Source organism: Streptococcus sp. HJ1 (genome assembly GCF_052399005.1).
GTDB lineage: Bacteria > Bacillota > Bacilli > Lactobacillales > Streptococcaceae > Streptococcus.
Genome location: NZ_CP199005.1, coordinates 1,715,533 through 1,739,404, shown reverse-complemented (window position 1 = coordinate 1,739,404; position 23,872 = coordinate 1,715,533). Strand labels below are relative to the sequence as shown.

General features: G+C 42.1%; 27 protein-coding genes. 19 read left to right on the top strand and 8 right to left on the bottom strand.

The window, feature by feature from the left end; translation table 11 throughout:
• Genes scpB through yidD form a run of 3 tightly spaced genes read left to right on the top strand, consistent with a single transcriptional unit; the run spans nucleotide 1 to nucleotide 1,521 of the window.
• Nucleotides 1–570 (top strand): SMC-Scp complex subunit ScpB, encoded by a 570-nt coding sequence (scpB, locus tag ACT17O_RS08945; protein ID WP_000105288.1) that lies wholly within the window; start codon nucleotides 1–3, stop codon nucleotides 568–570.
• Nucleotides 557–1,279 carry a pseudouridine synthase gene (locus ACT17O_RS08940; RefSeq protein WP_444817441.1) on the top strand — a complete coding sequence of 241 codons (723 nt, stop codon included), beginning with the start codon at nucleotides 557–559 and terminating at the stop codon, nucleotides 1,277–1,279. Before scpB ends, ACT17O_RS08940 begins: the two co-directional genes overlap by 14 nt.
• The gene (gene yidD / locus ACT17O_RS08935; RefSeq protein WP_444817440.1) at nucleotides 1,279–1,521 is read left to right on the top strand and encodes a membrane protein insertion efficiency factor YidD; all 243 of its coding nucleotides are present in this window, start codon (nucleotides 1,279–1,281) and stop codon (nucleotides 1,519–1,521) included. The genes ACT17O_RS08940 and yidD overlap by 1 nt, the downstream gene beginning before the upstream one ends.
• Before the next feature lie 31 nt (nucleotides 1,522–1,552).
• Here the strand turns inward: yidD and ACT17O_RS08930 are convergent, their stop codons facing one another.
• The 4 genes from ACT17O_RS08930 to ACT17O_RS08915 all read right to left on the bottom strand — a co-directional run bounded on the left by ACT17O_RS08930 (nucleotide 1,553) and on the right by ACT17O_RS08915 (nucleotide 5,277).
• Entirely contained in the window at nucleotides 1,553–2,524 is a 972-nt protein-coding gene (locus ACT17O_RS08930) for a siderophore ABC transporter substrate-binding protein (protein WP_444817439.1), read from the bottom strand.
• A gap of 98 nt (nucleotides 2,525–2,622) precedes the next feature.
• The gene (locus ACT17O_RS08925) at nucleotides 2,623–3,375 is read right to left on the bottom strand and encodes an iron ABC transporter ATP-binding protein (protein WP_444817438.1); all 753 of its coding nucleotides are present in this window, start codon (nucleotides 3,373–3,375) and stop codon (nucleotides 2,623–2,625) included.
• Nucleotides 3,372–4,328 (bottom strand): iron chelate uptake ABC transporter family permease subunit, encoded by a 957-nt coding sequence (locus tag ACT17O_RS08920; protein WP_339293752.1) that lies wholly within the window; start codon nucleotides 4,326–4,328, stop codon nucleotides 3,372–3,374. The genes ACT17O_RS08925 and ACT17O_RS08920 overlap by 4 nt, the downstream gene beginning before the upstream one ends.
• On the bottom strand, nucleotides 4,318–5,277 hold the full coding sequence (locus tag ACT17O_RS08915; RefSeq protein WP_084877451.1) for an ABC transporter permease: 960 nt from the start codon (nucleotides 5,275–5,277) through the stop codon (nucleotides 4,318–4,320). The genes ACT17O_RS08920 and ACT17O_RS08915 overlap by 11 nt, the downstream gene beginning before the upstream one ends.
• Nucleotides 5,278–5,510: 233 nt before the next feature.
• Here ACT17O_RS08915 and pepA point away from each other — a divergent pair, with 233 nt between their 5' ends.
• Nucleotides 5,511–6,575, top strand: a complete 1,065-nt coding sequence (gene pepA, locus ACT17O_RS08910; protein WP_444817437.1) for a glutamyl aminopeptidase — start codon at nucleotides 5,511–5,513, stop codon at nucleotides 6,573–6,575.
• Between the two features lie 20 nt (nucleotides 6,576–6,595).
• The gene (locus ACT17O_RS08905) at nucleotides 6,596–6,892 is read left to right on the top strand and encodes a bacteriocin immunity protein (protein ID WP_000840143.1); all 297 of its coding nucleotides are present in this window, start codon (nucleotides 6,596–6,598) and stop codon (nucleotides 6,890–6,892) included.
• Between the two features lie 202 nt (nucleotides 6,893–7,094).
• Here ACT17O_RS08905 and ACT17O_RS08900 read toward each other — a convergent pair whose 3' ends face one another.
• The gene (locus tag ACT17O_RS08900) at nucleotides 7,095–8,726 is read right to left on the bottom strand and encodes a Na/Pi cotransporter family protein (protein ID WP_444817436.1); all 1,632 of its coding nucleotides are present in this window, start codon (nucleotides 8,724–8,726) and stop codon (nucleotides 7,095–7,097) included.
• 582 nt (nucleotides 8,727–9,308) lie between these two features.
• On the opposite strand from ACT17O_RS08900, the gene ACT17O_RS08895 reads away from it, so the two are divergent.
• From ACT17O_RS08895 to dnaJ, 11 genes are all read left to right on the top strand, one after another.
• The gene (locus ACT17O_RS08895) at nucleotides 9,309–10,508 is read left to right on the top strand and encodes a phosphoglycerate kinase (protein WP_001096777.1); all 1,200 of its coding nucleotides are present in this window, start codon (nucleotides 9,309–9,311) and stop codon (nucleotides 10,506–10,508) included.
• A 137-nt stretch (nucleotides 10,509–10,645) separates the two neighbouring features.
• Nucleotides 10,646–11,173: an FUSC family protein gene (locus ACT17O_RS08890; protein WP_444817435.1), complete on the top strand. Its 528-nt coding sequence runs from the start codon at nucleotides 10,646–10,648 to the stop codon at nucleotides 11,171–11,173.
• A gap of 76 nt (nucleotides 11,174–11,249) precedes the next feature.
• Nucleotides 11,250–11,606, top strand: coding sequence for a transcriptional repressor GlnR (gene glnR / locus ACT17O_RS08885; RefSeq protein ID WP_000664333.1), 357 nt, complete (start codon nucleotides 11,250–11,252; stop codon nucleotides 11,604–11,606).
• A 36-nt stretch (nucleotides 11,607–11,642) separates the two neighbouring features.
• The gene (glnA, locus tag ACT17O_RS08880; RefSeq protein ID WP_001122885.1) at nucleotides 11,643–12,989 is read left to right on the top strand and encodes a type I glutamate--ammonia ligase; all 1,347 of its coding nucleotides are present in this window, start codon (nucleotides 11,643–11,645) and stop codon (nucleotides 12,987–12,989) included.
• A 111-nt stretch (nucleotides 12,990–13,100) separates the two neighbouring features.
• Nucleotides 13,101–13,421, top strand: a complete 321-nt coding sequence (locus tag ACT17O_RS08875; protein ID WP_444817434.1) for a PadR family transcriptional regulator — start codon at nucleotides 13,101–13,103, stop codon at nucleotides 13,419–13,421.
• Nucleotides 13,421–13,996 carry a DUF2812 domain-containing protein gene (locus tag ACT17O_RS08870; protein ID WP_444817433.1) on the top strand — a complete coding sequence of 192 codons (576 nt, stop codon included), beginning with the start codon at nucleotides 13,421–13,423 and terminating at the stop codon, nucleotides 13,994–13,996. Before ACT17O_RS08875 ends, ACT17O_RS08870 begins: the two co-directional genes overlap by 1 nt.
• Nucleotides 13,997–14,030: 34 nt before the next feature.
• On the top strand, nucleotides 14,031–14,543 hold the full coding sequence (locus ACT17O_RS08865) for a DUF2812 domain-containing protein (RefSeq protein ID WP_444817432.1): 513 nt from the start codon (nucleotides 14,031–14,033) through the stop codon (nucleotides 14,541–14,543).
• A gap of 160 nt (nucleotides 14,544–14,703) precedes the next feature.
• Nucleotides 14,704–15,738, top strand: coding sequence for a heat-inducible transcriptional repressor HrcA (gene hrcA / locus ACT17O_RS08860; protein ID WP_125457727.1), 1,035 nt, complete (start codon nucleotides 14,704–14,706; stop codon nucleotides 15,736–15,738).
• Nucleotides 15,739–15,764: 26 nt separating this feature from the next.
• Nucleotides 15,765–16,280, top strand: coding sequence for a nucleotide exchange factor GrpE (grpE, locus tag ACT17O_RS08855; protein WP_444817431.1), 516 nt, complete (start codon nucleotides 15,765–15,767; stop codon nucleotides 16,278–16,280).
• Between the two features lie 250 nt (nucleotides 16,281–16,530).
• A complete protein-coding gene (gene dnaK, locus ACT17O_RS08850) occupies nucleotides 16,531–18,354 on the top strand; it encodes a molecular chaperone DnaK (RefSeq protein WP_125441743.1) in 1,824 nt (607 codons plus the stop codon).
• A gap of 427 nt (nucleotides 18,355–18,781) precedes the next feature.
• Complete coding sequence (gene dnaJ / locus ACT17O_RS08845; RefSeq protein ID WP_001066315.1) at nucleotides 18,782–19,918, top strand: molecular chaperone DnaJ; 1,137 nt, start codon at nucleotides 18,782–18,784, stop codon at nucleotides 19,916–19,918.
• A 394-nt stretch (nucleotides 19,919–20,312) separates the two neighbouring features.
• Here dnaJ and ACT17O_RS08840 read toward each other — a convergent pair whose 3' ends face one another.
• A complete protein-coding gene (locus ACT17O_RS08840; RefSeq protein WP_444817430.1) occupies nucleotides 20,313–20,600 on the bottom strand; it encodes a hypothetical protein in 288 nt (95 codons plus the stop codon).
• Nucleotides 20,601–20,609: 9 nt separating this feature from the next.
• Nucleotides 20,610–21,020: an HIT family protein gene (locus ACT17O_RS08835; protein ID WP_125384974.1), complete on the bottom strand. Its 411-nt coding sequence runs from the start codon at nucleotides 21,018–21,020 to the stop codon at nucleotides 20,610–20,612.
• 67 nt (nucleotides 21,021–21,087) lie between these two features.
• On the opposite strand from ACT17O_RS08835, the gene ACT17O_RS08830 reads away from it, so the two are divergent.
• The gene (locus ACT17O_RS08830; protein WP_101800368.1) at nucleotides 21,088–21,819 is read left to right on the top strand and encodes an ABC transporter ATP-binding protein; all 732 of its coding nucleotides are present in this window, start codon (nucleotides 21,088–21,090) and stop codon (nucleotides 21,817–21,819) included.
• Nucleotides 21,816–22,865 carry an ABC transporter permease gene (locus ACT17O_RS08825; RefSeq protein WP_444817429.1) on the top strand — a complete coding sequence of 350 codons (1,050 nt, stop codon included), beginning with the start codon at nucleotides 21,816–21,818 and terminating at the stop codon, nucleotides 22,863–22,865. Before ACT17O_RS08830 ends, ACT17O_RS08825 begins: the two co-directional genes overlap by 4 nt.
• A gap of 57 nt (nucleotides 22,866–22,922) precedes the next feature.
• Here ACT17O_RS08825 and ACT17O_RS08820 read toward each other — a convergent pair whose 3' ends face one another.
• Complete coding sequence (locus ACT17O_RS08820; RefSeq protein ID WP_221161142.1) at nucleotides 22,923–23,252, bottom strand: helicase BlpT; 330 nt, start codon at nucleotides 23,250–23,252, stop codon at nucleotides 22,923–22,925.
• A 278-nt stretch (nucleotides 23,253–23,530) separates the two neighbouring features.
• On the opposite strand from ACT17O_RS08820, the gene ACT17O_RS08815 reads away from it, so the two are divergent.
• The gene (locus tag ACT17O_RS08815; protein WP_101800371.1) at nucleotides 23,531–23,869 is read left to right on the top strand and encodes a LytTR family DNA-binding domain-containing protein; all 339 of its coding nucleotides are present in this window, start codon (nucleotides 23,531–23,533) and stop codon (nucleotides 23,867–23,869) included.
• Nucleotides 23,870–23,872: the final 3 nt, after the last annotated feature.

The following is a 23,872-nucleotide window of genomic DNA, read 5'->3' as shown; positions in this document are numbered from 1 at the left end:
ATGAGTACTTTAGCAGAAATAGAAGCGCTCTTGTTTGTGGCAGGTGAAGATGGGATTCGGGTTCGTCAGTTGGCTGAACTCCTCTCACTTCCACCGACAGGCATCCAACAGAGTTTAGAAAAATTAGCCCAGAAGTATGAAAAAGACCAAGAGTCGAGCTTGTCTCTGATCGAGACAGGTGGTGCATACAGATTGGTCACTAAACCTCAATTTGCAGCGATTTTGAAGGAATACTCCAAGGCGCCTATCAACCAGAGTTTGTCTCGGGCTGCTCTTGAGACCTTGTCCATCATTGCCTACAAGCAACCGATTACCCGAATTGAGATTGATGCTATTCGTGGGGTTAACTCGAGTGGGGCCTTGGCGAAGTTGCAGGCCTTTGACTTGATACGAGAAGATGGGAAAAAAGAAGTTTTGGGTCGCCCTAATCTCTATGTGACTACGGATTATTTTCTAGATTACATGGGGATTAACCATTTGGAAGAACTGCCAGTGATTGATGAGCTTGAGATTCAAGCCCAAGAAAGCCAATTATTTGGTGAAAGGATAGAAGAAGATGAGAATCAATAAATATATTGCCCACGCAGGTGTGGCCAGTAGGAGAAAAGCAGAAGAGTTGATCAAGCAAGGCTTGGTGACCGTCAACGGCCAAGTGGTGCGTGAACTAGCGACGACCATCAAATCTGGCGATAAGGTTGAAGTTGAAGGTCAACCTATCTACAACGAAGAAAAGGTCTACTATCTGCTTAACAAACCACGTGGAGTGATTTCCAGTGTGAAAGATGACAAGGGTCGTAAGACTGTTGTGGACCTCTTGCCCAATGTAAAAGAACGTATTTATCCTGTGGGACGTTTGGACTGGGATACATCAGGTGTTTTAATTTTGACCAATGATGGGGACTTTACGGATGAAATGATTCACCCCCGTAATGAGATTGACAAGGTCTATGTCGCGCGTGTTAAAGGTGTGGCCAACAAAGAAAATCTCCGTCCCTTGACCCGCGGCCTAGAGATTGATGGCAAGAAAACCAAGCCAGCTGTATATGAGATTCTCAAAGTGGATCCAGTCAAAAATCGCTCAGTAGTGCAGTTGACCATACATGAAGGCCGTAATCATCAGGTTAAAAAGATGTTTGAAGCCGTCGGTCTTCAAGTGGATAAGTTGTCTCGGACACGTTTTGGACACTTAGACTTGACAGGTCTTCGTCCAGGAGAATCCCGTCGCCTTAATAAAAAAGAAATCAGCCAACTACACACTATGGCTGTAACCAAGAAATAATGAAACGAATCTTAATAGCGCCAGTACGCTTTTACCAACGTTTTATCTCACCGGCCTTTCCACCCTCTTGTCGCTTTGAGCCGACTTGTTCCAACTACATGATTCAGGCTATTGAAAAACATGGCTTCAAGGGTGTTCTGATGGGCTTGGCTCGAATTTTCCGATGCCATCCTTGGTCGCCAATAGGAAAAGATCCTGTCCCAGATCACTTTTGTCTCAGACGAAATCAAGAAAAAAAATAACCCAACATCACCTGATGTTGGGTTTTATCTCTTATTTTAAGGCTTTTTGAGCGTCTTCAATCATGAGTTTGGTTGATTCAAGTCCGCCTCCGCTTAGATACCAGAGGTCTGGTGTTAATTGGATAATTTTGCCATTTTTAGCAGCAGGAGTTTCAGAGATGAGGGCATTTTCTAGGACGCCATCGTTGCTAGAGTTGTCCCCACCAATGGCAAGGGTACGGTTGATGACAAAGAGGATGTCAGGATTGATTTCTTTGACACTTTCAAAGCTGACTTCCTGTCCGTGGCGAGAGTCTTCAAATTGAGTATCAGTTGGTTTGAATTTCAAGGTTTGATACAAGAAAGAGAAACGAGATTGGGCACCAAAGGCAGCCATTTTTCCTTCATTGAGGAGGATAGCAAGGGCTTTTTTGTCAGAACTTTCGTTTTTAGTAGCGACTTCTTGGATGCTCTTGTCTAGGTTGGCTAATTCTTCTTTGGCTTTCTGTGTACCAGTTTCGCCAAAGGCGCTTGCAAGGGATTCGATATTGGCCTTGGTAGAAGTCCAGTAGTCGTCCTTACTTGCTTGGAAGAGCACGGTTGGAGCGATTTCTTTGAACTTGTCTACGAATTTTTGGGTACGTGGTGAAGCGATAATTAGGTCTGGTTCAAGAGCAGCGATGGCTTCTAGGTCTGGCTCAACCATGGAACCCACGTTGTTGACATTTCCTGCGAGATTTTTTAGGTAAGCCGGAACAGTTTTTGTAGGCATTCCGACGATATTCTTTTCAAAACCTAAAGCGCGAATAGTATCCGCAGCACCGAGGTCAAAGGTCACAATCTTTTCAGGAACCTTTGAAAGTTTGACCTCATCTAGTGAACTTTTAATGGTTATCTCTGTTGGAGCAGAGCTACTTGTCTCTGTCTGGCTAGTGCTTGAGTTTGTATTTGTACTACAAGCACCAAGTAAGAGCAAGAAGCTGGCAGCTAGGGCAGTGAGATAAAGTTTAAGGGATGTTTTCATGATTTCTCCTTTTTAAAATATAGTAACGATTTAGGGAGTCTCTTATATAGGATTGTTAGCTAAGAGACAGAGGATTCTCTAACATGAGTTCAGAATAGTTAGCTATAGATACAGATCATTTTGCCATTGATATCAGCCAGCGTGATGGGAATCTCATAAAGTTGACTGAGCAGGTCAGCCTGCATGATTTGAGCAGTCGTTCCCTTGCAAAAGACTTGACCGTCTTTAAAGGCAACAATTTCATCCGCATACTGGCTAGCCATGTTGATATCGTGGAGGACGATGATAATGGTTTTGCCAAGTTCCTCCACCAGTCGCCGAAGGATCTGCATCATGCTGACACTTTGCTTGATATCGAGATTATTGAGCGGTTCGTCTAGCAAGATAAAGTCTGTATCTTGGGCCAGTACCATAGCGATAAAGACACGTTGCAACTGTCCACCAGACAGACTATCGATGTAGCGGTCTTTTAAGTTTGTCAGTTCCAGATAGTCCAGAGTTTCTCGGATTTTTTCCCAGTCTTCTGCCTTCAGTCGACCACGGCTGTAGGGAAAACGTCCAAAGCTGACCAGCTCTTCAACGGTCAATTTGGCTTGGTAATTGATCTTCTGCTTTAGGATGGTGAGCTCTTTGGCTAGTTCTTGCGAATTCCAACTCTCGATTTCACGACCTTTGATACTGAGAATTCCCTGATCTTTCTTGGTCAGTCTGCTCATGATGGATAGGAGAGTTGATTTTCCAGCACCATTTGGACCAATAAAGGCTGTCAGTTTCTGAGGACTGACTTCAAGCGAAATATCCTGCAAAATATCCTGTTTTTGAATGGATTTGTCAATGTTTTCCAATTTCACCGACGGGCCCTCCTGTAAAGTAAGATAAAGAATAAGAGACCACCCACACTCTCGATGATCATGCTGATGCGAATTTCCAGTGCAAAGACTCGTTCGATGAGGGCTTGCCCCAAGGTCAAACTAATAAATCCAATCAGAATGGCTACGATAAAGAGCAACTTGTGCCGATAATCTTTGACGATTAGGTAGGTAAGATTGGCTAGCATAAAGCCGAAGAAGGCCATAGGTCCTACCAAGGCAGTCGCTGTTGAGGTCAAAAGCACGATGCCCCAGAGGAGTTCTCTCTGTTCTTTTTCAACATCGAGTCCCAGTATCTGAGCCGTTTCTCTTTGCAGGTGCAAGACATCCAGAACGACTGCTTTTCGAAAGAAAAAGATTGTCAAGGCAAGGATGATCAGAGAACCGATGGCTAGGATGGAAGTGTTGAGATGCTGAAAGGAGGCAAAGAGACTGTTCTGCAGTTTATCGTATTCATTTGGATCCATCAGGACTTGGAGGAAGGTACTGATATTTCGAAAGAGACTTCCGAGCGCTAGACAGATTAGCAGAATGAAAACCAAATTTTGCTTCATCAGCGTCTTCAAGTAGCCTTGTAAGGCGAGAAAAAAGAGGGATTGAAGCAGAAGCAAGACTAGAAATTCTAAGATAGGAGACTTTCCAAGCTGTAGAAATTTGCTTTCAAATATCAGTAGCAGGGTCTGTAGCAGGACATAGAAGGATTCGATTCCCAAAATACTTGGCGTCAGAAAGCGATTTTCCGTCAGGGTTTGAAAACTAATGGTCGAAATCCCTGTCGCGATGGCTACCAAGAGATAAACGATGATTTTTTGGGAACGCAGCTTCCAGGCAAAGACAGACAGGTTAGTGATAGGCCAAAAGTAGAGGAGACAAGCTCCGATGGCCAGAATAATGAGAAGGCTGAAGAGTTTGGTATGTTTGCTTTTAAACTGCATCCTTTTGTCCCCCTCTCCAGAGAAGTAGGATAAAGACGAGGCTACCGATGATTCCTAGTAGGAGACTGACAGACAGCTCATAGGGCCGAATCAAGACTCGAGAGAGGATATCGCAGGCCAAAACCAGATTGGCACCGACCAGAGCAACCATGAGTTTGGTTTGACTCAGATTATCTCCATAGCGCTTGCGGACAAGATTGGGAACGATGACCCCGAGAAATGGCAAGGCACCCACGGTAATCATGGTGACACTTGTCGTTAGTGCCACTAGAAAAAGGGCCAGTTTTTCAAGTAGAGAGTAAGAAATCCCCAAACTTTCACTAGTTTCCTTGCCCAGATTCATGATGGTGAAGGTTTGGGATAATTTCCAAACGGCTATCAGGATAATGAGGCCTAAGAAGAGCCACTCATACTGATGGGTCTGAATCATGGAGAAGGAGCCCTGGGTCCAAGCAGTCATACTCTGAACCAGATTGAAACGATAGGCGATAACTTCTGTGATAGAACCGATAATTCCACTATAGATGATCCCGATTAAGGGCAACATCCACCTTTCCTTTACAGAAAAAATAGTCATAAAGGCTAGGAAGAAGAGAGTAAATAAGATGGAAGAGCCAAAAGCAAAGATCATCTTTTGGGTCAGACTCGCAGACGGAAAGACAAAGAGGCTTAACACCATTCCCAGTTTGGCAGCTTCTGTCGTTCCGACTGTACTCGGAGCAGCAAACTGATTTTGGGTAATGGTCTGCATGAGGAGTCCTGCCATGCTCATACTAGAGGCTGCAAGGAGAATACTGATGGTTCTTGGAAGACGCGACTCTTGAAAGAGAAGCCAGGTCTGTTGGTCAAAAGCAAAGAATTTTTCCCAAGAAAAATCACTGGTTCCAATGGTAATGGAGAGAAAGACCAGGAGTAGAAGTAAGCCTGTTAAAATATGAGAGAGTTTCATGCCCCGTCCTTTCATGTAGATTTGGTATAAAAATACCCTTGGAGATAATGTAACACGATTTTTTTAATCTGTCAATAAATTTTCTGACAATTTAATGTAAAAAGAAAGAAAAATTTCTGAAATAATATCTATCCCTCTATTTTATAGGATAAACTAGTAAAAACTAATCCAATTTCCTACTATCCTTCTCCTATAAAAAGTGGTAAAATGGAGGACAGAAAGAAGGAACTGATATGACAACATTATTTTCAAAAATCAAAGAAGTAACAGAGCTTGCTGCAATCTCAGGTCATGAAGCGCCTGTCCGGACTTATCTTCGTGAAAAGTTGACACCACACGTGGATGAAGTAGTGACAGATGGCTTGGGCGGTATTTTTGGTATCAAACATTCAGAAGCAGCCGATGCGCCTCGTGTTTTGGTCGCTTCTCACATGGACGAAGTTGGTTTTATGGTCAGCGAGATTAAGCCAGATGGTACCTTCCGTGTCGTTGAAATCGGTGGCTGGAATCCTATGGTGGTCAGCAGCCAACGCTTTAAACTCTTTACTCGTGACGGTCGTGAAATTCCAGTGATCTCAGGTTCTGTCCCTCCACATTTGACACGTGGAACAGGTGGACCAACTATGCCAGCAATTTCAGATATCATTTTTGATGGTGGGTTTGCAGACAAGGCTGAGGCAGAAAGCTTTGGTATCCGTCCGGGTGACACCATTGTCCCTGATAGCTCCGCTATCTTGACAGCCAATGAAAAAAATATCATTTCAAAAGCTTGGGACAACCGCTACGGTGTTCTTATGGTTAGTGAGCTAGCAGAAGCTTTGTCAGGTCAAAAACTGGGAAATGAACTCTATCTTGGTTCTAATGTCCAAGAAGAGGTTGGGCTTCGTGGTGCTCATACTTCTACAACTAAGTTTGATCCAGAAGTCTTCCTCGCAGTTGACTGTTCGCCAGCAGGTGATGTTTATGGTGGTCAAGGCAAGATTGGGGATGGAACTTTGATTCGTTTCTATGATCCAGGTCACTTGCTCCTCCCATGTATGAAGGATTTCCTTTTGACAACGGCCGAAGAAGCTGGAATCAAGTACCAATACTACTGTGGAAAAGGTGGAACAGACGCTGGAGCAGCTCATCTGAAAAATGGTGGTGTCCCATCTACAACTATCGGTGTCTGCGCTCGTTATATCCACTCTCACCAAACTCTCTACGCGATGGATGACTTCCTAGAAGCCCAAGCTTTCTTGCAAGCCTTGGTGAAAAAATTGGATCGTTCAACGGTGGATTTGATTAAACATTATTAAGCATAAGGGAGGTGGTCGGGATGGCAGAACCAAACCTAGAAAGCCTTATAAGAGATCTCTATAACCATGCTCGTCAGGGCTTGAGTGAAGATTTAGTTGCTGCTCTCCTAGAGACTGCTAAAAAACTACCCACTACAAATGAGCAATTACTAGCAGTCCGACTCTCAGGACTTGTCAATCGCGAATTGCTCATCAATCCCAAACACCCAGCACCTGAATTGATAAACTTGGCTCGCTTTATCAAAAGAGAAGAAGCCAAGTACAGGGGCACTGCAGTTTCTGCTATCATGTTTGGAGAACTCTTTAAAATGCTTTGATTCCATTGTGAATCAAAGCATTTTTCTATATGCTCCAAAAGAAATTCTTGATGAGGAGACAAAAAAAGCCATCCCATTCAGGATAGCTTCTTGGTACTTATACTCAATGAAAATCAAAGAGCAAACTAGGAAACTAACCGCAGGCTGTACTTGAGTACGGCAAGGCGACGTTGACGTGGTTTGAAGAGATTTTCGAAGAGTATTAGATTTGTTCAGCGATGACCTTTTCAGCTAGGTTCATAGCATGGTCAGATACACGAGTGTAGTGGGAAATGATATCGATAAAGTTGACTCCAGCTTGTGTAGAACACTCACCCTTGTTAAGGCGTTTGATGTGGGTCTTTCTGAGAACGCGTTCCATATTGTTGATTTCTTTATGGCGTTCAATCAGACTTTGAGCTTTTTCAATATCATTGTTTTCCACACTATCAAGGGCATCCTTGATGAATGTAGTTGTTGCTTGATAAATATCAGCTAATTCCTCTAAAGCAGCATCAGAAAATTGAACATTCTTGCGTTGAAGATAGTCTGTTAGGTTGAGCAAGCCTTCTGCGTGGTCCCCAATCCGTTCCAAATCACGGGATGAATCCAGGATGTTAGTCAAGACTTCGCTTTCCTTTTGACTCAAGGATTCGCTTGAGAGTCTGATGAGGTAACGAGTGAGTTTTTCATCGATGGTGTTGATGGCCTCCTCTGTCTTGTGTCCTTTTTCAGCTACCTTTTCATCCAAACCGATGATATAGGTATAAGAAAGGTCAAAAGCTTTGGCTGCATAGTTCCCCAAGTGCAAGAGTTCTTTTTTGGCATTTCCTAGAGCGATAGAAGGAGATTGCTGGATAAGTTGCTCGTCGAGATAGAGGGGCTCGTACTTGACAACCTCGTCTTCACCAGGAATGAGCTTGGTTACAAAGTAGGCCAAGGCTCCGATGAATGGAAATTGTACAATGGTGTTACTTACGTTAAAGGCACCGTGCGAGAAGGCGATGGTCATCTCAGGTGAGAGGTGAAGGAGTGCCTGGAAGTACTCGATCATAGCAGTGAAGGGGCCTAATAAGATTAAGCAAAGAATAGTTCCTAGAACGTTAAAGGTAACGTGGGTTGCTGCAACGCGTTTCGCAGAGACATTGGCTCCAGCTGCCGCAATGATAACGGTTAAGGTTGTCCCAATATTATCCCCGAAGAGAACTGGTAGTGAACCTTTAAGGTCAAGGAAGCCACCTGCATAGAGCCCTTGCAAAATTCCGATTGTAGCCGAGGAAGCCTGGATGAGGACGGTAATCACTGCACCAGCTACTACTCCTAAAATAGGATTTTGTCCCAAGGTTACCATATATTCCTTGAATTGTGGTAAATCTTTAAGCGGACTCATACCAGCACTGATAAGGTTGAGGGCGTAGAAGATTCCCCCAACACCAAACAGGATGCGCCCGATATTGTTTGCTGTTCTGTTTTTTGTGAAGAAGAGGAACATGGTTCCAAGGAAAATCAAGGGTAAAGCATACTCGCCAAGCTTGAAACCGATGATAAAGGAAGTAACGGTGGTTCCGATGTTGGCTCCCATGATAATTCCGATAGCCTGTCTAAGAGTGAGAAGACTAGCGCTGACCAGCCCAACCGTGATAACTGTAACCCCTGTACTTGATTGAATCAGGGCAGTCACGACGATTCCGACTAGAACGCCTAAAAAGGGATTGCTAGTGTACTTGTCAATGTAAAAACGAAGGCGATCTCCAGCAGCTTGTTGCAAACCGTCTCCCATGGTCTTGATACTGTATAAAAACAGTCCTAGGCCTCCTAAAAAGTGAAATAAAATTTCCTGCCAATTAATGGACATTTCTTTTTCCTCCGGAAAATAATAACGGAATTTCTCCTATTCTATTTTAAAGGATAAAAGTAAATCTCACAAGTGTTTAGCTGAAATTTTCATAAGAAACAAGAACTTTCTTTTAAAATGAGAGATAGATTCCCTTTAAGATAGATGATTTATAGGATTGTGTCCAAATTTTACTGATTATTATCCTAGTTATAGTTTTTATGTTAAATAGATTGACATCGCTTTCATATAGGATAAAATGAAGATGATCCTGTTCTGGTGGTGTGCACTGAGAACAGTTACTTTTTATCAAAAAGTAAAGCGCTTATATGTTAGGAAGAAGAGAGAAGACCAATCAGATTTACGAATCTTGTATTTTCTCATAAAAATTAAAAACAAGGTTTGACTGTAGATTAGTCAGACCTTGTTTTAACTAGTTTTTCTTTCATTAATTAGTTATTTGGCAAGGTTTTTCTAGATTTGATTTTAAAAAATCCTAATTTCAGTCGCAAGAAAGAACAAGAAAAGTTTAGGGTTTTGCTATCTCTTTTGCGGATTTTGTGATATAATTAACACGTATAAAAAAAGAAGGAGTCATATCTAATGGCAAAATTGACTGTTAAAGACGTTGACTTGAAAGGGAAAAAAGTTCTCGTTCGTGTTGACTTCAACGTACCTGTTAAAGATGGCGTGATTACCAATGATAACCGTATCACTGCAGCTCTTCCAACTATCAAGTACATCCTTGAACAAGGTGGACGTGCAGTCCTCTTCTCTCACCTTGGACGTGTAAAAGAAGAAGCAGACAAAGAAGGTAAATCACTTGCTCCTGTAGCTGCTGACTTGGCTGCTAAATTGGGACAAGAAGTTAAATTTATCCCAGGTGTTACACGTGGTGCTGAATTGGAAGCCGCTGTTAACGCTCTTGAAGATGGACAAGTTCTCTTGGTTGAAAACACTCGTTTCGAAGATGTTGATGGCAAGAAAGAATCTAAAAACGATCCTGAACTTGGTAAATACTGGGCATCACTTGGAGATGGTATCTTCGTAAACGATGCATTCGGTACAGCTCACCGTGCACACGCATCTAACGTTGGTATCTCAGCAAACGTTGAAAAGGCAGTTGCTGGATTCCTTCTTGAAAACGAAATTGCCTACATCCAAGAAGCAGTTGAAGCTCCAGAACGTCCATTCGTGGCTATCCTTGGTGGTTCAAAAGTTTCAGACAAGATCGGTGTTATCGAAAACTTGCTTGAAAAAGCTGATAAAGTGCTTATCGGTGGTGGGATGACTTACACATTCTACAAAGCACAAGGTATCGAAATCGGTAACTCACTTGTAGAAGAAGATAAATTGGATGTTGCGAAAGCTCTTCTTGAAAAAGCAAACGGCAAATTGATCTTGCCAGTTGACTCAAAAGAAGCAAACGCATTTGCTGACTACACTGAAGTGAAAGACACTGAAGGTGAAGCAGTAGACCCAGGCTTCCTTGGTTTGGATATCGGTCCTAAATCTATCGCTAAATTTGACGAAGCTTTGACTGGTGCAAAAACAGTTGTATGGAACGGACCTATGGGTGTATTTGAAAACCCAGACTTCCAAGCTGGTACAATCGGTGTCATGGATGCTATCGTGAAACAACCAGGTGTTAAATCAATCATCGGTGGTGGTGACTCAGCTGCTGCAGCCATCAACCTTGGCCGTGCAGACAAGTTCTCATGGATCTCTACTGGTGGTGGAGCATCAATGGAACTCCTTGAAGGTAAAGTATTGCCAGGACTTGCAGCTTTGACTGAAAAATAAGCTTTCTTAGATGAAATCGTAGAAAAGAGGAACTCTGTTTCCTCTTTTTTATAGCCCTAAATTAAAAACGCTTCCTATTGATTTTCACTCATAAAATCAACTAATTTATGTTAAAATGGTAGTAGAAAGTTGAGATTATGAGTTATTTTAAAAAATATAAATTTGATAAGTCACAGTTCAAGCTTGGTATGCGAACCTTCAAAACAGGGATTGCCGTATTTATAGTTCTCTTGATTTTTGGTTTTTTTGGCTGGAAGGGGCTTCAAATCGGAGCACTAACAGCGGTCTTCAGTTTACGAGAGAGCTTTGATAAGAGTGTCCATTTTGGAACTTCGCGTATCTTAGGAAATAGCATCGGAGGTTTTTACGCCCTTGTCTTTTTCCTCTTAAACACTTTATTTCATGGATCCTTTTGGGTAACATTACTAGTTGTTCCGATTTGCACCATGTTAACCATTATGACAAATGTCGCCATGAACAACAAGGCAGGAGTTATCGGTGGTGTAGCGGCTATGTTAATCATTACCCTATCAATACCAAGCGGAGAAACATTTTTGTACGTGTTTGCACGTGTATTTGAAACATTTATGGGAGTTTTTGTCGCAATCCTTGTTAATTATGATATTGAGCAACTGAAACTCTTTTGGGAGAAAAAAAGAAAATAATGTTACATTTTATGACATTATTCGTTGACGTATGTCTTTTTTTAGACTATAATAGACAGGAAGAAGGAAATTGTAAATGAAGGAAAGAGAATTTCGCCGAAATATGGCTGTTTTTCCTATCGGCAGTGTTATGAAATTGACCGATTTATCGGCGCGTCAGATTCGTTATTATGAAGATCAAGAGTTGATCAAACCTGATCGAAACGAAGGGAACCGTCGCATGTATTCGTTGAATGACATGGATCGTCTGCTTGAAATCAAAGATTATATCTCTGAAGGTCATAATATTGCTGCGATTAAGAAAAAATATGCTGAACGCGAGGCGAAGTCCAAGAAAGCTGTGAGTCAGACGGAAGTGCGTCGTGCACTTCACAATGAACTCCTCCAGCAGGGGCGCTTTGCTTCAGTACGGTCACCCTTTGGTCGCGGTTAGGCAATCGCAAGTAGTCATATATTAAGGAGAAAACCCATGCCAATCACAGCTGCAGATATTCGTCGTGAAGTCAAGGAAAAAAATGTTACCTTTATCCGTCTCATGTTTTCAGATATTCTGGGAACCATGAAAAACGTCGAAATTCCTGCTACAGATGAACAGTTAGACAAGGTCTTGTCAAACAAAGCTATGTTTGATGGATCTTCTATTGAAGGTTTTGTACGTATCAATGAGTCAGATATGTACTTGTACCCAGACTTGGATACATGGACAGTCTTCCCTTGGGGAGATGAAAATGGAAGTGTTGCAGGTTTGATCTGTGATGTCTATACAACAGAAGGCGAACCCTTTGCAGGTGACCCTCGTGGTAATCTGAAGCGTGCACTTCGTCATATGGAAGAAGTAGGATTCAAATCCTTCAACCTTGGTCCAGAACCAGAATTCTTCCTCTTTAAGCTGGATGAAAATGGCGATCCAACTCTTGAGGTAAATGATAAGGGTGGCTACTTCGACTTGGCCCCTACTGACCTTGCAGACAATACGCGTCGTGAGATTGTCAATGTCTTGACCAAAATGGGATTTGAAGTTGAAGCGAGTCACCACGAGGTTGCGGTTGGACAACACGAGATTGACTTTAAGTACGATGAAGTTCTCCGTGCCTGCGATAAGATTCAAATCTTTAAGCTTGTTGTTAAAACCATTGCTCGCAAACATGGCCTTTACGCAACCTTTATGGCTAAACCGAAATTTGGTATTGCTGGATCAGGTATGCACTGTAATATGTCCTTGTTTGATGCAGAAGGAAATAATGCCTTCTTTGATCCAAATGATCCAAAAGGAATGCAGTTGTCTGAAACGGCCTACCATTTCCTTGGTGGTTTGATCAAACATGCTTACAACTATACTGCCATCATGAACCCAACGGTTAACTCATACAAACGTTTGGTTCCAGGTTATGAAGCGCCTGTTTACATTGCTTGGGCTGGTCGTAACCGTTCGCCACTTGTGCGCGTGCCGGCTTCACGTGGTATGGGAACTCGTCTTGAGTTGCGTTCAGTGGACCCAATGGCAAACCCATACATCGCTATGGCTGTTCTTTTGGAAGTTGGTTTGCATGGTATTGAAAACAAAATCGAAGCACCAGCTCCTATCGAAGAAAATATCTACATCATGACAGCAGAAGAGCGTAAGGAAGCTGGAATCACTGACCTTCCATCAACTCTTCATAACGCCTTGAAAGCTTTGACTGAGGATGAAGTGGTCAAGGCAGCCCTAGGTGAACACATCTACACTAGTTTCCTTGAAGCCAAACGTATCGAGTGGGCTAGCTATGCGACCTTTGTTTCACAATGGGAAGTTGATAATTATTTAGATCTTTACTAATATAGAAGAAAGATTGCCTGAGGGTGATCTTTTTTTGCATTTTATATCGAGATATGATATAGTTTATATAACGAGGTGCGATATATCGAACTAAATAGGAGGTGGGGTTAAATGGAATTGACGGATAAGATTCGTCGGGTTTATCTTCCGATGACGGAAACAGGTTTTTATATCTTGTTCTGTCTACAAAAGGAACGTCATGGTTATAGTATTACACAAAAGGTCAAGGAGATGACAGATTCGCAAGTTTCGATTAGTCCTGGAACTATGTATGGGACCTTGTCAAAGATGGAAAAGGATGGCTTGATTTCCTTTATCCGGGAAGAGGAAAAACGTAAAATCTATCAGATCACAGACTTGGGACGAAAAGTCTTAGATATTGAATTGAAACGTATTGAACGGCTCTATAGAAATAGTCGGGAGGAAGGATGATGGAAAAGAAGGTTGTATATAGGATATCTACAATTGCAGATTATGATAGAGAGGCTTTATACCTTGGGGAAATGCATGCTAAGGGCTGGAAACTTAAGGAAGTAAGCTACTCTAACTTAGTAGTTGCGGTTAAGTATACTTTTGAAAAGTGCCAACCGGAGCAGGTGTCTTATCAGTTGGACTTTTATCCCATGAAAAAATCAGAGAGAGCCTCCTATTTACAACTATTTAAAGACTGTGGCTGGGAGCATATTACAGACTTTAATAGTTTTTCCTATTTTAGAAAAGCGCATTCTGAAATTGAATCGGATACTGAGTTTGAAATCTATAATGACGCTACAGGGAAGTTAGCTATGATCAAACGGATTTTAATAATGCGGATGCTTCCTATTTTGATTCTATTTTTAGCTCTACTACCGGTTTTCTCAAAGTTTGTCAGTGGAGCTAGTTCTTTCAGATGGGAAGTATTTTTGATTTTCATAATAGATTGGATTTTATTGATAGTTTTTGCGATTCAGATTTCTTATATTTTTTGGAGCTTGTTTCAAAAGTGGAAAGAATTATCTGAAAAATAAAACCATGTATGTTTTCTGATTTGGAGGTAAGACAATGAATAGCAAGATACAATTTAGGATTTTCACCATTGTTGATTTGGACAAGGAAGAAGAATATTTACATGAGATGCACTTGAAAGGTTGGAGATATAGAACTAACCGTTTGGGCTTTTTCTATTTTGAACAATGCCAACCAGATGATGTCATCTATCATATCTATGATTCTAGATTTCTTAAAAAGTATAAGCATGAACTACAAGATTTTAGAAATAGCGGTTGGGAATTGATAGAAACAGGTTTTTGTTCGATTCTTCGTAAACCAACTTCTGATATACTTTCAGAGGAGAAAGTCTATATGAGTAAGGATCTTAGATGGGAAGTTATGCGGTCTAGACTTCGTTCCTGTATAGCCACTTTTTCAGGTGGTCTTGTTGTTTGCATGAGTTTGTATCGAGAAAACTTGTCTCAGTCTTTCTTTATTATTTTCGTTTTATACGCTTGCTTGATTTCTTATCTAATCTATGGTTTTTTCAGACTTAAAAGGAAATACCAAGTAGATGAGAAGTAAGATTCTAGGTCTTCAGACTGATTTTTAGCACTCTTGGTAAAAGAGTGCTAATTTTTTGAGTTTTTGTCTTGACATTCTCTTCTAAGGGTGTATAATAGAATCATGAGTTAGCACTTGGGTACATAGAGTGCTAATCGGTCAGACAGAGAGGAGTGATGAGATGGTTACAGAGCGTCAGCAGGATATTTTAAATCTGATTATTGACATCTTTACCAAAACGCACGAACCTGTCGGATCCAAGGCGCTACAAGAGTCTATCAATTCTAGTAGTGCTACCATTCGTAATGACATGGCGGCTCTAGAAAAACAAGGATTGCTTGAAAAAGCGCATACCTCCAGCGGTCGGATGCCAAGTGTTGCTGGTTTTCAGTACTATGTGAAACACTCGCTAGCTTTTGACAGATTGGCTGAAAATGAGGTTTATGAGATTGTCAAAGCCTTTGATCAGGAATTCTTCAAACTGGAGGATATTCTGCAAGAGGCTGCTAATCTATTGACAGACCTGAGTGACTGTACGGTAGTAGCACTGGATGTTGAGCCCAGTAGGCAACGGTTGACAGCCTTTGATATCGTTGTTTTGGGACAACATACAGCCTTGGCAGTATTTACCCTAGACGAGTCCCGAACGGTTACCAGTCAATTTCTGATTCCAAGGAACTTCTTGCAGGAAGATTTAAATCGCCTCAAGACCTTGATTCAAGAACGTTTCCTAGGTCACACCGTTCTGGACATTCATTACAAGATTCGGACGGAGATTCCGCAAATTATCCAACGTTACTTTACAACAACGGATAATGTCATGGATCTCTTTGAACACATTTTTAAAGAAATGTTCAACGAAAACATTGTGGTATCGGGCAAAGTCAATCTCTTGAATTTTGCCAATCTAGCAGCCTATCAGTTCTTTGACCAACCGCAAAAGGTGGCTTTGGAGATTCGTGAGGGTCTGCATGAAGATCAAATGCAAAATGTCCGTGTTGCGGACAGTCAGGAGTCTTGTCTAGCAGACCTAGCGGTGATTAGCAGTAAATTCCTCATTCCTTATCGAGGTTTTGGAATTCTAGCGATTATCGGTCCAGTCAATCTGGATTACCAGCAATTGGTCAACCAAGTCAATGTAGTCAACCGCGTATTGACTATGAAGTTGACGGATTTTTATCGCTACCTCAGCAGTAATCATTACGAAGTAAATTAATTTTGAAATCATTAAAGGAGGCGAAAATGGCCCAAGATAAAAAAAACGAAGAAATGAAAGAAGAGGAAGTTGTGGAAACGACTGAAGAAACAACTCCTGAGAAGTCTGAGTTGGACTTGGCAAATGAACGCGCGGATGAGTTCGAAAACAAATACCTTCGCGCTCATGCAGAAATGCAGAATATTCAACGCCGTGCCAATGAAGAGCGTCAAAACTTGCAACGTTATCGTAGCCAAGACCTGGCAAAAGCAATCTTACCATCGCTTGACAACTTAGAACGTGCACTAGCAGTTGAAGGTTTGACAGACGATGTCAAAAAAGGATTGGAGATGGTGCAAGAGAGCTTGGTACATGCCTTGAAAGAAGAAGGAATCGAAGAAATCGCGGCTGACGGCGGATTTGACCATAACTATCACATGGCCATCCAAACTCTCCCAGCAGACGATGAACACCCAGCAGATACCATCGCACAAGTCTTCCAAAAAGGCTACAAACTCCATGACCGCATCCTACGCCCAGCCATGGTAGTTGTTTATAACTAGGCTAGAGAACGTCAAAACTTGTCCGAAACGACAATAAACTATGAAGAAAGATAAAAAGCAAGCTGGAGGCTTGCAAGGAAGATGTTGCCCGCCGTGGTGAAAGTTTCAGTAGCGTGTGCTACTGAAACAGGGGATTTTTGAGACAATTGGCTCAAAAATAAGTGATGAAATCCCGAAGGGAGTTGCTCACGCCCCCACCACTTAAGGGAAATATCAAAAAAAGAAGAAAAAACAACAAGGAGAAAAACACATGTCTAAAATTATCGGTATTGACTTAGGTACAACAAACTCAGCAGTAGCAGTTCTTGAAGGAACTGAATCAAAAATCATCGCAAACCCAGAAGGAAACCGTACAACTCCATCTGTAGTATCATTCAAAAACGGCGAAATCATCGTTGGTGATGCCGCAAAACGTCAAGCAGTTACAAACCCAGATACAGTTATCTCTATCAAATCTAAGATGGGAACTTCAGAAAAAGTTTCTGCTAACGGAAAAGAATATACTCCACAAGAAATCTCAGCTATGATCCTTCAATACTTGAAAGGTTACGCTGAAGAATACCTTGGTGAAAAAGTAACCAAAGCAGTTATCACAGTCCCAGCTTATTTCAACGATGCTCAACGTCAAGCAACTAAAGACGCTGGTAAAATCGCTGGTCTTGAAGTAGAACGTATCGTCAACGAACCAACAGCAGCGGCCCTTGCTTACGGTTTGGACAAGACTGACAAAGAAGAAAAAATCTTGGTATTCGACCTTGGTGGTGGTACATTCGACGTATCTATCCTTGAATTGGGTGACGGTGTCTTCGATGTATTGTCAACTGCAGGGGACAACAAACTCGGTGGTGACGACTTTGACCAAAAAATCATCGACCACTTGGTAACAGAATTCAAGAAAGAAAACGGTATTGACTTGTCTACTGACAAGATGGCAATGCAACGTTTGAAAGATGCAGCTGAAAAAGCTAAGAAAGATCTTTCTGGTGTAACTTCAACACAAATCAGCTTGCCATTCATCACTGCTGGTGAAGCTGGACCTCTTCACTTGGAAATGACCTTGACTCGTGCGAAATTTGATGATTTGACTCGTGACCTTGTTGAACGTACAAAAGTTCCAGTGCGTCAAGCTCTTTCAGATGCAGGTTTGAGCTTGTCAGAAATCGACGAAGTGATCCTTGTTGGTGGTTCAACTCGTATCCCTGCTGTTGTTGAAGCTGTTAAGGCTGAAACTGGTAAAGAACCAAACAAATCAGTAAACCCTGATGAAGTTGTCGCTATGGGTGCTGCGATCCAAGGTGGTGTGATCACTGGTGATGTTAAAGACGTTGTCCTTCTTGACGTAACTCCATTGTCACTTGGTATCGAAACAATGGGTGGTGTCTTCACAAAACTTATCGACCGCAACACTACTATTCCAACATCTAAATCACAAGTCTTCTCAACTGCAGCGGACAACCAACCAGCCGTTGATATCCACGTTCTTCAAGGTGAACGCCCAATGGCAGCAGATAACAAGACTCTTGGACGTTTCCAATTGACAGATATCCCAGCTGCACCTCGTGGAATTCCTCAAATCGAAGTAACATTTGACATTGACAAGAACGGTATCGTATCTGTTAAGGCTAAAGATCTTGGAACTCAAAAAGAACAAACAATTGTTATCCAATCTAACTCAGGTTTGACAGATGAAGAAATCGACCGCATGATGAAAGATGCAGAAGCTAACGCTGAAGCAGATAAGAAACGTAAAGAAGAAGTAGACCTTCGTAACGAAGTAGACCAAGCAATCTTTGCGACTGAAAAGACAATCAAGGAAACTGAAGGAAAAGGCTTCGATGCAGAACGTGATTCTGCCCAAGCTGCTCTTGATGACCTTAAGAAAGCGCAAGAAGACAACAACTTGGACGAAATGAAAGCAAAACTCGAAGCATTGAACGAAAAAGCTCAAGGACTTGCTGTTAAACTCTACGAACAAGCCGCAGCAGCACAACAAGCTCAAGCAGGAGCAGAAGGCGCACAAGCAACAGGAAACGCAGGCGATGACGTCGTAGACGGAGAGTTTACGGAAAAATAAGATGCAAAGCCCGTAAAAACCTCACAGTGAAAATAGGAAATCTGACGCAGAAACTTTAGTTTCTAGGAAGATTTGTCTTTTTCACCAAGAGGTTAGGGCGTGCTCGATTTAGCATTACTAGTTTGATTTTTAAAACTTGAACGTCGTAATGATAAGAAGAAATCCAGAGGTTGCAACCCAGCCTCTGTTTTTCGGTAAGAAAGAAATTGGAATGCAAATTTCCGGTTCTTTCTTACACTAAGTTAGAAAGGAATTGAACCCGACCTAAATCGTGGTTTCGTTCCGTAATATTAACAGAAAGGAATAAGGGTGTTCGTAATTGAACTCGAGCGGAAAGCTTGGAAATTAGATAAACCTCCTAAGAAATCAGGATTTCTTGTCGGTTTCCTAAATTTCAGTCGCTTTCTGTTCGCTCTTAGTATCTTGTATGAACAATACTGAATTTTATGATCGTCTGGGGGTGTCAAAAAACGCTTCGGCAGACGAGATCAAAAAGGCTTATCGTAAGCTTTCCAAAAAATACCACCCAGATATTAACAAGGAGCCTGGCGCTGAGGAAAAATACAAGGAAGTTCAAGAAGCCTATGAGACTTTAAGTGACGACCAAAAACGTGCAGCCTACGACCAGTATGGTGCTGCAGGTGCCAACGGTGGCTTTGGTGGTGCTGGCGGTTTTGGTGGCTTTGACGGAGCAGGTGGATTCGGTGGTTTTGAAGATATCTTCTCAAGTTTTTTCGGGGGGGGTGGAGCTTCACGCAATCCAAACGCTCCTCGTCAAGGGGATGACCTCCAGTACCGTGTGAACTTGACCTTTGAAGAAGCTATCTTCGGAACAGAAAAAGAAGTTAAGTACAACCGTGAAGCCAGCTGTCGTACATGTAATGGATCTGGTGCTAAGCCAGGGACAAGTCCAGTCACTTGTGGACGCTGTCATGGTGCTGGTGTTATTAACGTTGATACGCAGACTCCTCTTGGTATGATGCGCCGTCAAGTAACTTGTGATGTCTGTCATGGTCGCGGAAAAGAAATTAAAGATCCATGTACAACTTGTCACGGAACAGGTCATGAAAAACAAGCTCATAGCGTACATGTGAAGATCCCTGCTGGTGTGGAAACAGGCCAACAAATCCGCCTAGCTGGTCAAGGTGAAGCAGGCTTTAACGGTGGACCTTATGGTGACTTGTATGTAGTAGTTTCTGTGGAAGCTAGCGATAAGTTTGAACGTGAAGGAACAACTATTTTCTACAAGTTAAATCTTAATATTGTCCAAGCTACTCTTGGAGATACTGTGGAAATTCCAACCGTGCATGGAGATGTTGAATTGGTTATCCCAGAAGGAACTCAGACTGGCAAGAAATTCCGTCTGCGTGGCAAGGGAGCACCGAGCCTTCGTGGCGGTGCCGTTGGTGACCAATACGTTACTGTCAATGTCGTGACTCCGACAGGTTTGAACGACCGCCAAAAAGCAGCGCTTAAAGAGTTCGCAGCTGCAGGTGACTTGAAAGTCAATCCAAAGAAAAAAGGCTTCTTTGACCATATAAAAGATGCCTTTGAAGGAGAATAAAGTAAAAAGAGCCGGCGGGCTCTTTTTAAAGCGTAAACAAGCTATATCCCATCAACTATACACCACAATTGAGACAACTCATTCACCATTTCATAACTAATACTCTTCGAGAATCTCTTCAAACCGCGTCAACGTCGCCTTGCCGTACTCCAGTATAGTCTGCGGCTAGTTTCCTAGTTTGCTCTTTGATTTTCATTGAGTATAAATCAAATACTTTCCCAGACTTTTCGCTGTAATGAAAACACCTGAAACCGATTGATTTCAGGTGTCCGGACACTTTGAGGCCTAGGCTCAAAGTTTAGGTATGGAGCTTCGAAGAAGGTCGCTACTGTTCGTCATTACTTAAGGAAAGTCTTAAAAAATCTATAAACTAAAAAGAGCCATCGGGCTCTTTTTACTTATCCTCATGCTCCTGTGTTTCTTTTATCACAGCTAGTCTAGTCTGGAAATCTTTTTCTAAAACTTTGAATTTGTAGGTTAAATCTTTTTGGTATTCCTTGATAAGGGCTTTTTGTTGGTCGATGATTTGTAGGCTGTTTTGGATGATATCCAAATCATCCTTGATAGCTTGGACGCGGTCAGTTGTATCTAGCACTTCATCCTGAATGGCTTGGCGATTTTTTACGACAAAATAACTTCCAGCAGCAGCTCCTGCGAATAGCAGTAGATTTGATAGTTTCATGGCATCTCCTTAAGCGTTTTTAATGGTTTCAGCGACTTGGGCAAGTTTGTCAAAGTCAGGTTCGTGGGCGATAAAGTCAATCTTGAGGTCATCTTCTGCACCGTAGCGAGGTACGAGGTGTACATGGGTATGAAAGACCGTTTGACCAGCGATTTCCTCGCAGTTGGCAATGATATTCATGCCAACAGCCTTGGTAGCCTTCATGACTTTTTGAGCCACTGTTGGTACTTGGGCAAAGAGTTGGCTGGCGCTGGTAGCGTCCATCTCTAAAAGATTGCGATAGTGCTCTTTGGGTACAATGAGGGTGTGCCCAGGCGTTACTTGAGAGATATCAAGAAAGGCAAGAACCTGCTCATCTTCGTATACTTTTGAAGCAGGAATTTCCCCTGCGATGATCTTACAAAAAATGCAATCTGACATAAAATCCACCTCTACTGTATTGAATTTTGATATAATATAGCTACATTATACCAGATTCGGAGAAAATATGTTAGAAATTAAAAACCTGACAGGAGGCTATGTTCACGTCCCTGTCTTGAAAGATGTGTCCTTTACCGTTGAAAGTGGGCAGTTGGTCGGTTTGATTGGGCTCAACGGTGCTGGAAAATCAACGACTATCAATGAGATTATTGGTCTGTTGACACCTTACAGTGGGGAAATCAAGATTAACGGTCTCACCCTGCGAGAAGATGCGACCAACTATCGCAAGCAGATTGGCTATATCCCAGAAACGCCTAGTCTGTATGAGGAATTGACCCTCAGAGAGCATATCGAGACGGTTGCCATGGCCTATGGTATTGAGCAAAAAGTGGCTTTTGAGCGAGTAGAATCTTTGTTAAAAATGTTTCGTTTGGATCAAAAATTAGACTGGTTCCCAGTGCATTTTTCCAAAGGGATGAAGCAGAAGGTCATGATTATCTGTGCCTTTGTCGTAGATCCGAGTCTTTTCATCGTTGATGAGCCTTTCCTTGGGCTCGATCCTTTGGCCATTTCTGACTTGATCCAGCTTTTGGAAGTGGAAAAGCAAAAAGGCAAGTCCATTCTCATGAGTACCCACGTGCTAGACTCAGCGGAAAAGATGTGTGATGCCTTTGTCATTCTCCACAAGGGGGAGGTGCGGGCTCAGGGGAACCTCCAGCAACTGCGGGATGCTTTTGCCATGCCTGAAGCGAGTTTGAATGATATTTACTTGGCTCTGACCAAAGAGGAGGAGCTATGAAAGACTTGTTTTTAAAGAGAAAGCAGGCTTTTCGTAAGGAGTGTCTTGGTTATCTGCGTTATGTTCTAAATGACCATTTTGTCTTGTTCCTGCTAGTTCTCATCGGTTTTCTAGCTTACCAGTACAGTCAACTCCTGCAAGATTTTCCTGAAAATCATTGGCCTATCCTCTTGTTTTTGGGGATTGTCTCTGCCTTGCTTTTAGCTTGGGGAGGAATCGCGACCTACATGGAAGGACCGGATAAACTCTTTCTCTTAGTCAGTGAAGAGGAGGTCAAGTTGTACCTCAAAGGGCAGACGTCGCGTTCATTGGTTTTCTGGACAATTGTTCAAACCCTCTTTTTACTCTTGTTTGCACCCTTGTTTTTAGCCATGGGCTATGGCTTGCCAGTCTTTCTTGTCTATGTGCTTTTATTAGGAGCTGGGAAATACCTCCTCTTTCGGCACAAAGCTAGTAAATTTTTCACTGAAACTGGACTGGACTGGGACTATGTGATCGCCCAAGAAAGCAAGCGCAAGCAAGTCTTGCTTCGTTTCTTTGCTCTCTTTACTCAGGTCAAGGGCGTTTCAAATAGTGTCAAACGTCGCGCTTATCTGGATTTCATCCTAAAGACCGTTCAAAAGGTGCCAGGGAAGATCTGGCAAAATCTCTATCTTCGTTCTTACTTGCGAAATGGAGACCTCTTTGCCCTCAGTCTCCGCCTCTTGCTCCTATCCTTGCTAGCTCTAGTCTTTATCGAGCAAGCTTGGATCGCTACAGCAGTGGTAGTCCTATTTAACTACCTCTTGCTCTTTCAGTTGCTGGCCCTCTATCATGCTTTTGACTACCAGTACTTGACCAAGCTCTTTCCATTAGAAAAAGGGGAGAAAGAGAAGGGACTACAGGAAGTTATCCGAGGATTGACAGGTTTTGTTTTAATGGTTCAACTGATAGTTGGTTTGATTACCCTCCAAGAAAAACTAGCCCTTCTAGCCCTGCTTGGAGCTGGACTGGTTTTACAAGTCTTGTATTTGCCTTATCAGGTAAAACGTCAGATGCAGGATTAATCTTACTTATAGGACACTAAAAAAGAAGTTGAGTTCTGTCTCAGCTTCTTTTATTTTCTACAAGATAATAGTTGGTCCGTAGAGACTTAGCTTGGTTTTGACTTGGTCAAAGTGGAAACGGTCATAGGCTCGCCAAGCGGCGCGAGTAGGAGCATCTGGATTGAGAGCGCTGAGACCCAGGAGAAGACTGGAAGTCTGGTAAAATTTTTCCAGCTCAATCAAGAATCGATTATCCACTGTCTCAGTTTTAGAGAGAAAGTCAAGGATATTGTTCAGCTGCTCCTGAAAGCGGACATCGTCAGCTGTTGCCTGTTTGCAGACTTGGTAGGCTTTGTTTAACTCAGTTATCAGTTTCTGAGCTCTTTTGATTGGGTCTGTATCTGTCATGAGAATGCCTCCTTTGTGCTGGTTTTAAAGTTGTTTCAAGTGATTGTCTTTCTATAATCATAGTCTATCACTTTTACCTCTTTTTTTACCTTCAAATCTTTAATTGTCATTGAAATTTCCTGAATGGTAATTGCAGGATTTTATGATAAAATGATTGTAAGGTTATCATAGCTATTTTGCGAATGATTCGACACTTTAGGAATTTTTGAGAACCGTTTAGGATTTGGTGAAAAATAGTTTCTAGATTTATGCTATCCTCTTTTTAGGAGGTTTTATCCATGAACTACATTATCATCCAAAAAGAGAAAGAAATTTTCAAATTAAACATAGAGGATATCTACTATATCCAAACGCATCCAAACAAAGCCCATACCGTACAGATTGTTACAGAAAACGCTAGCTTTGATCTATTTCAAAATTTAAGCAATCTTGAGAAACAATATGGGGAAACCTTGACGAGATGTCATCGAAATTGTCTGGTTAACCTTGAACGGCTAAAATCCATGGATATCCAATCAAAGACTCTTTTTCTTGGAGAAGAAGGTCGATATGCTGTTCAGTGTGCCAGACGTCGCTATAGAGACATTCGCCAAAAATGGTTGAAAGAAGGAGAGTAAGAA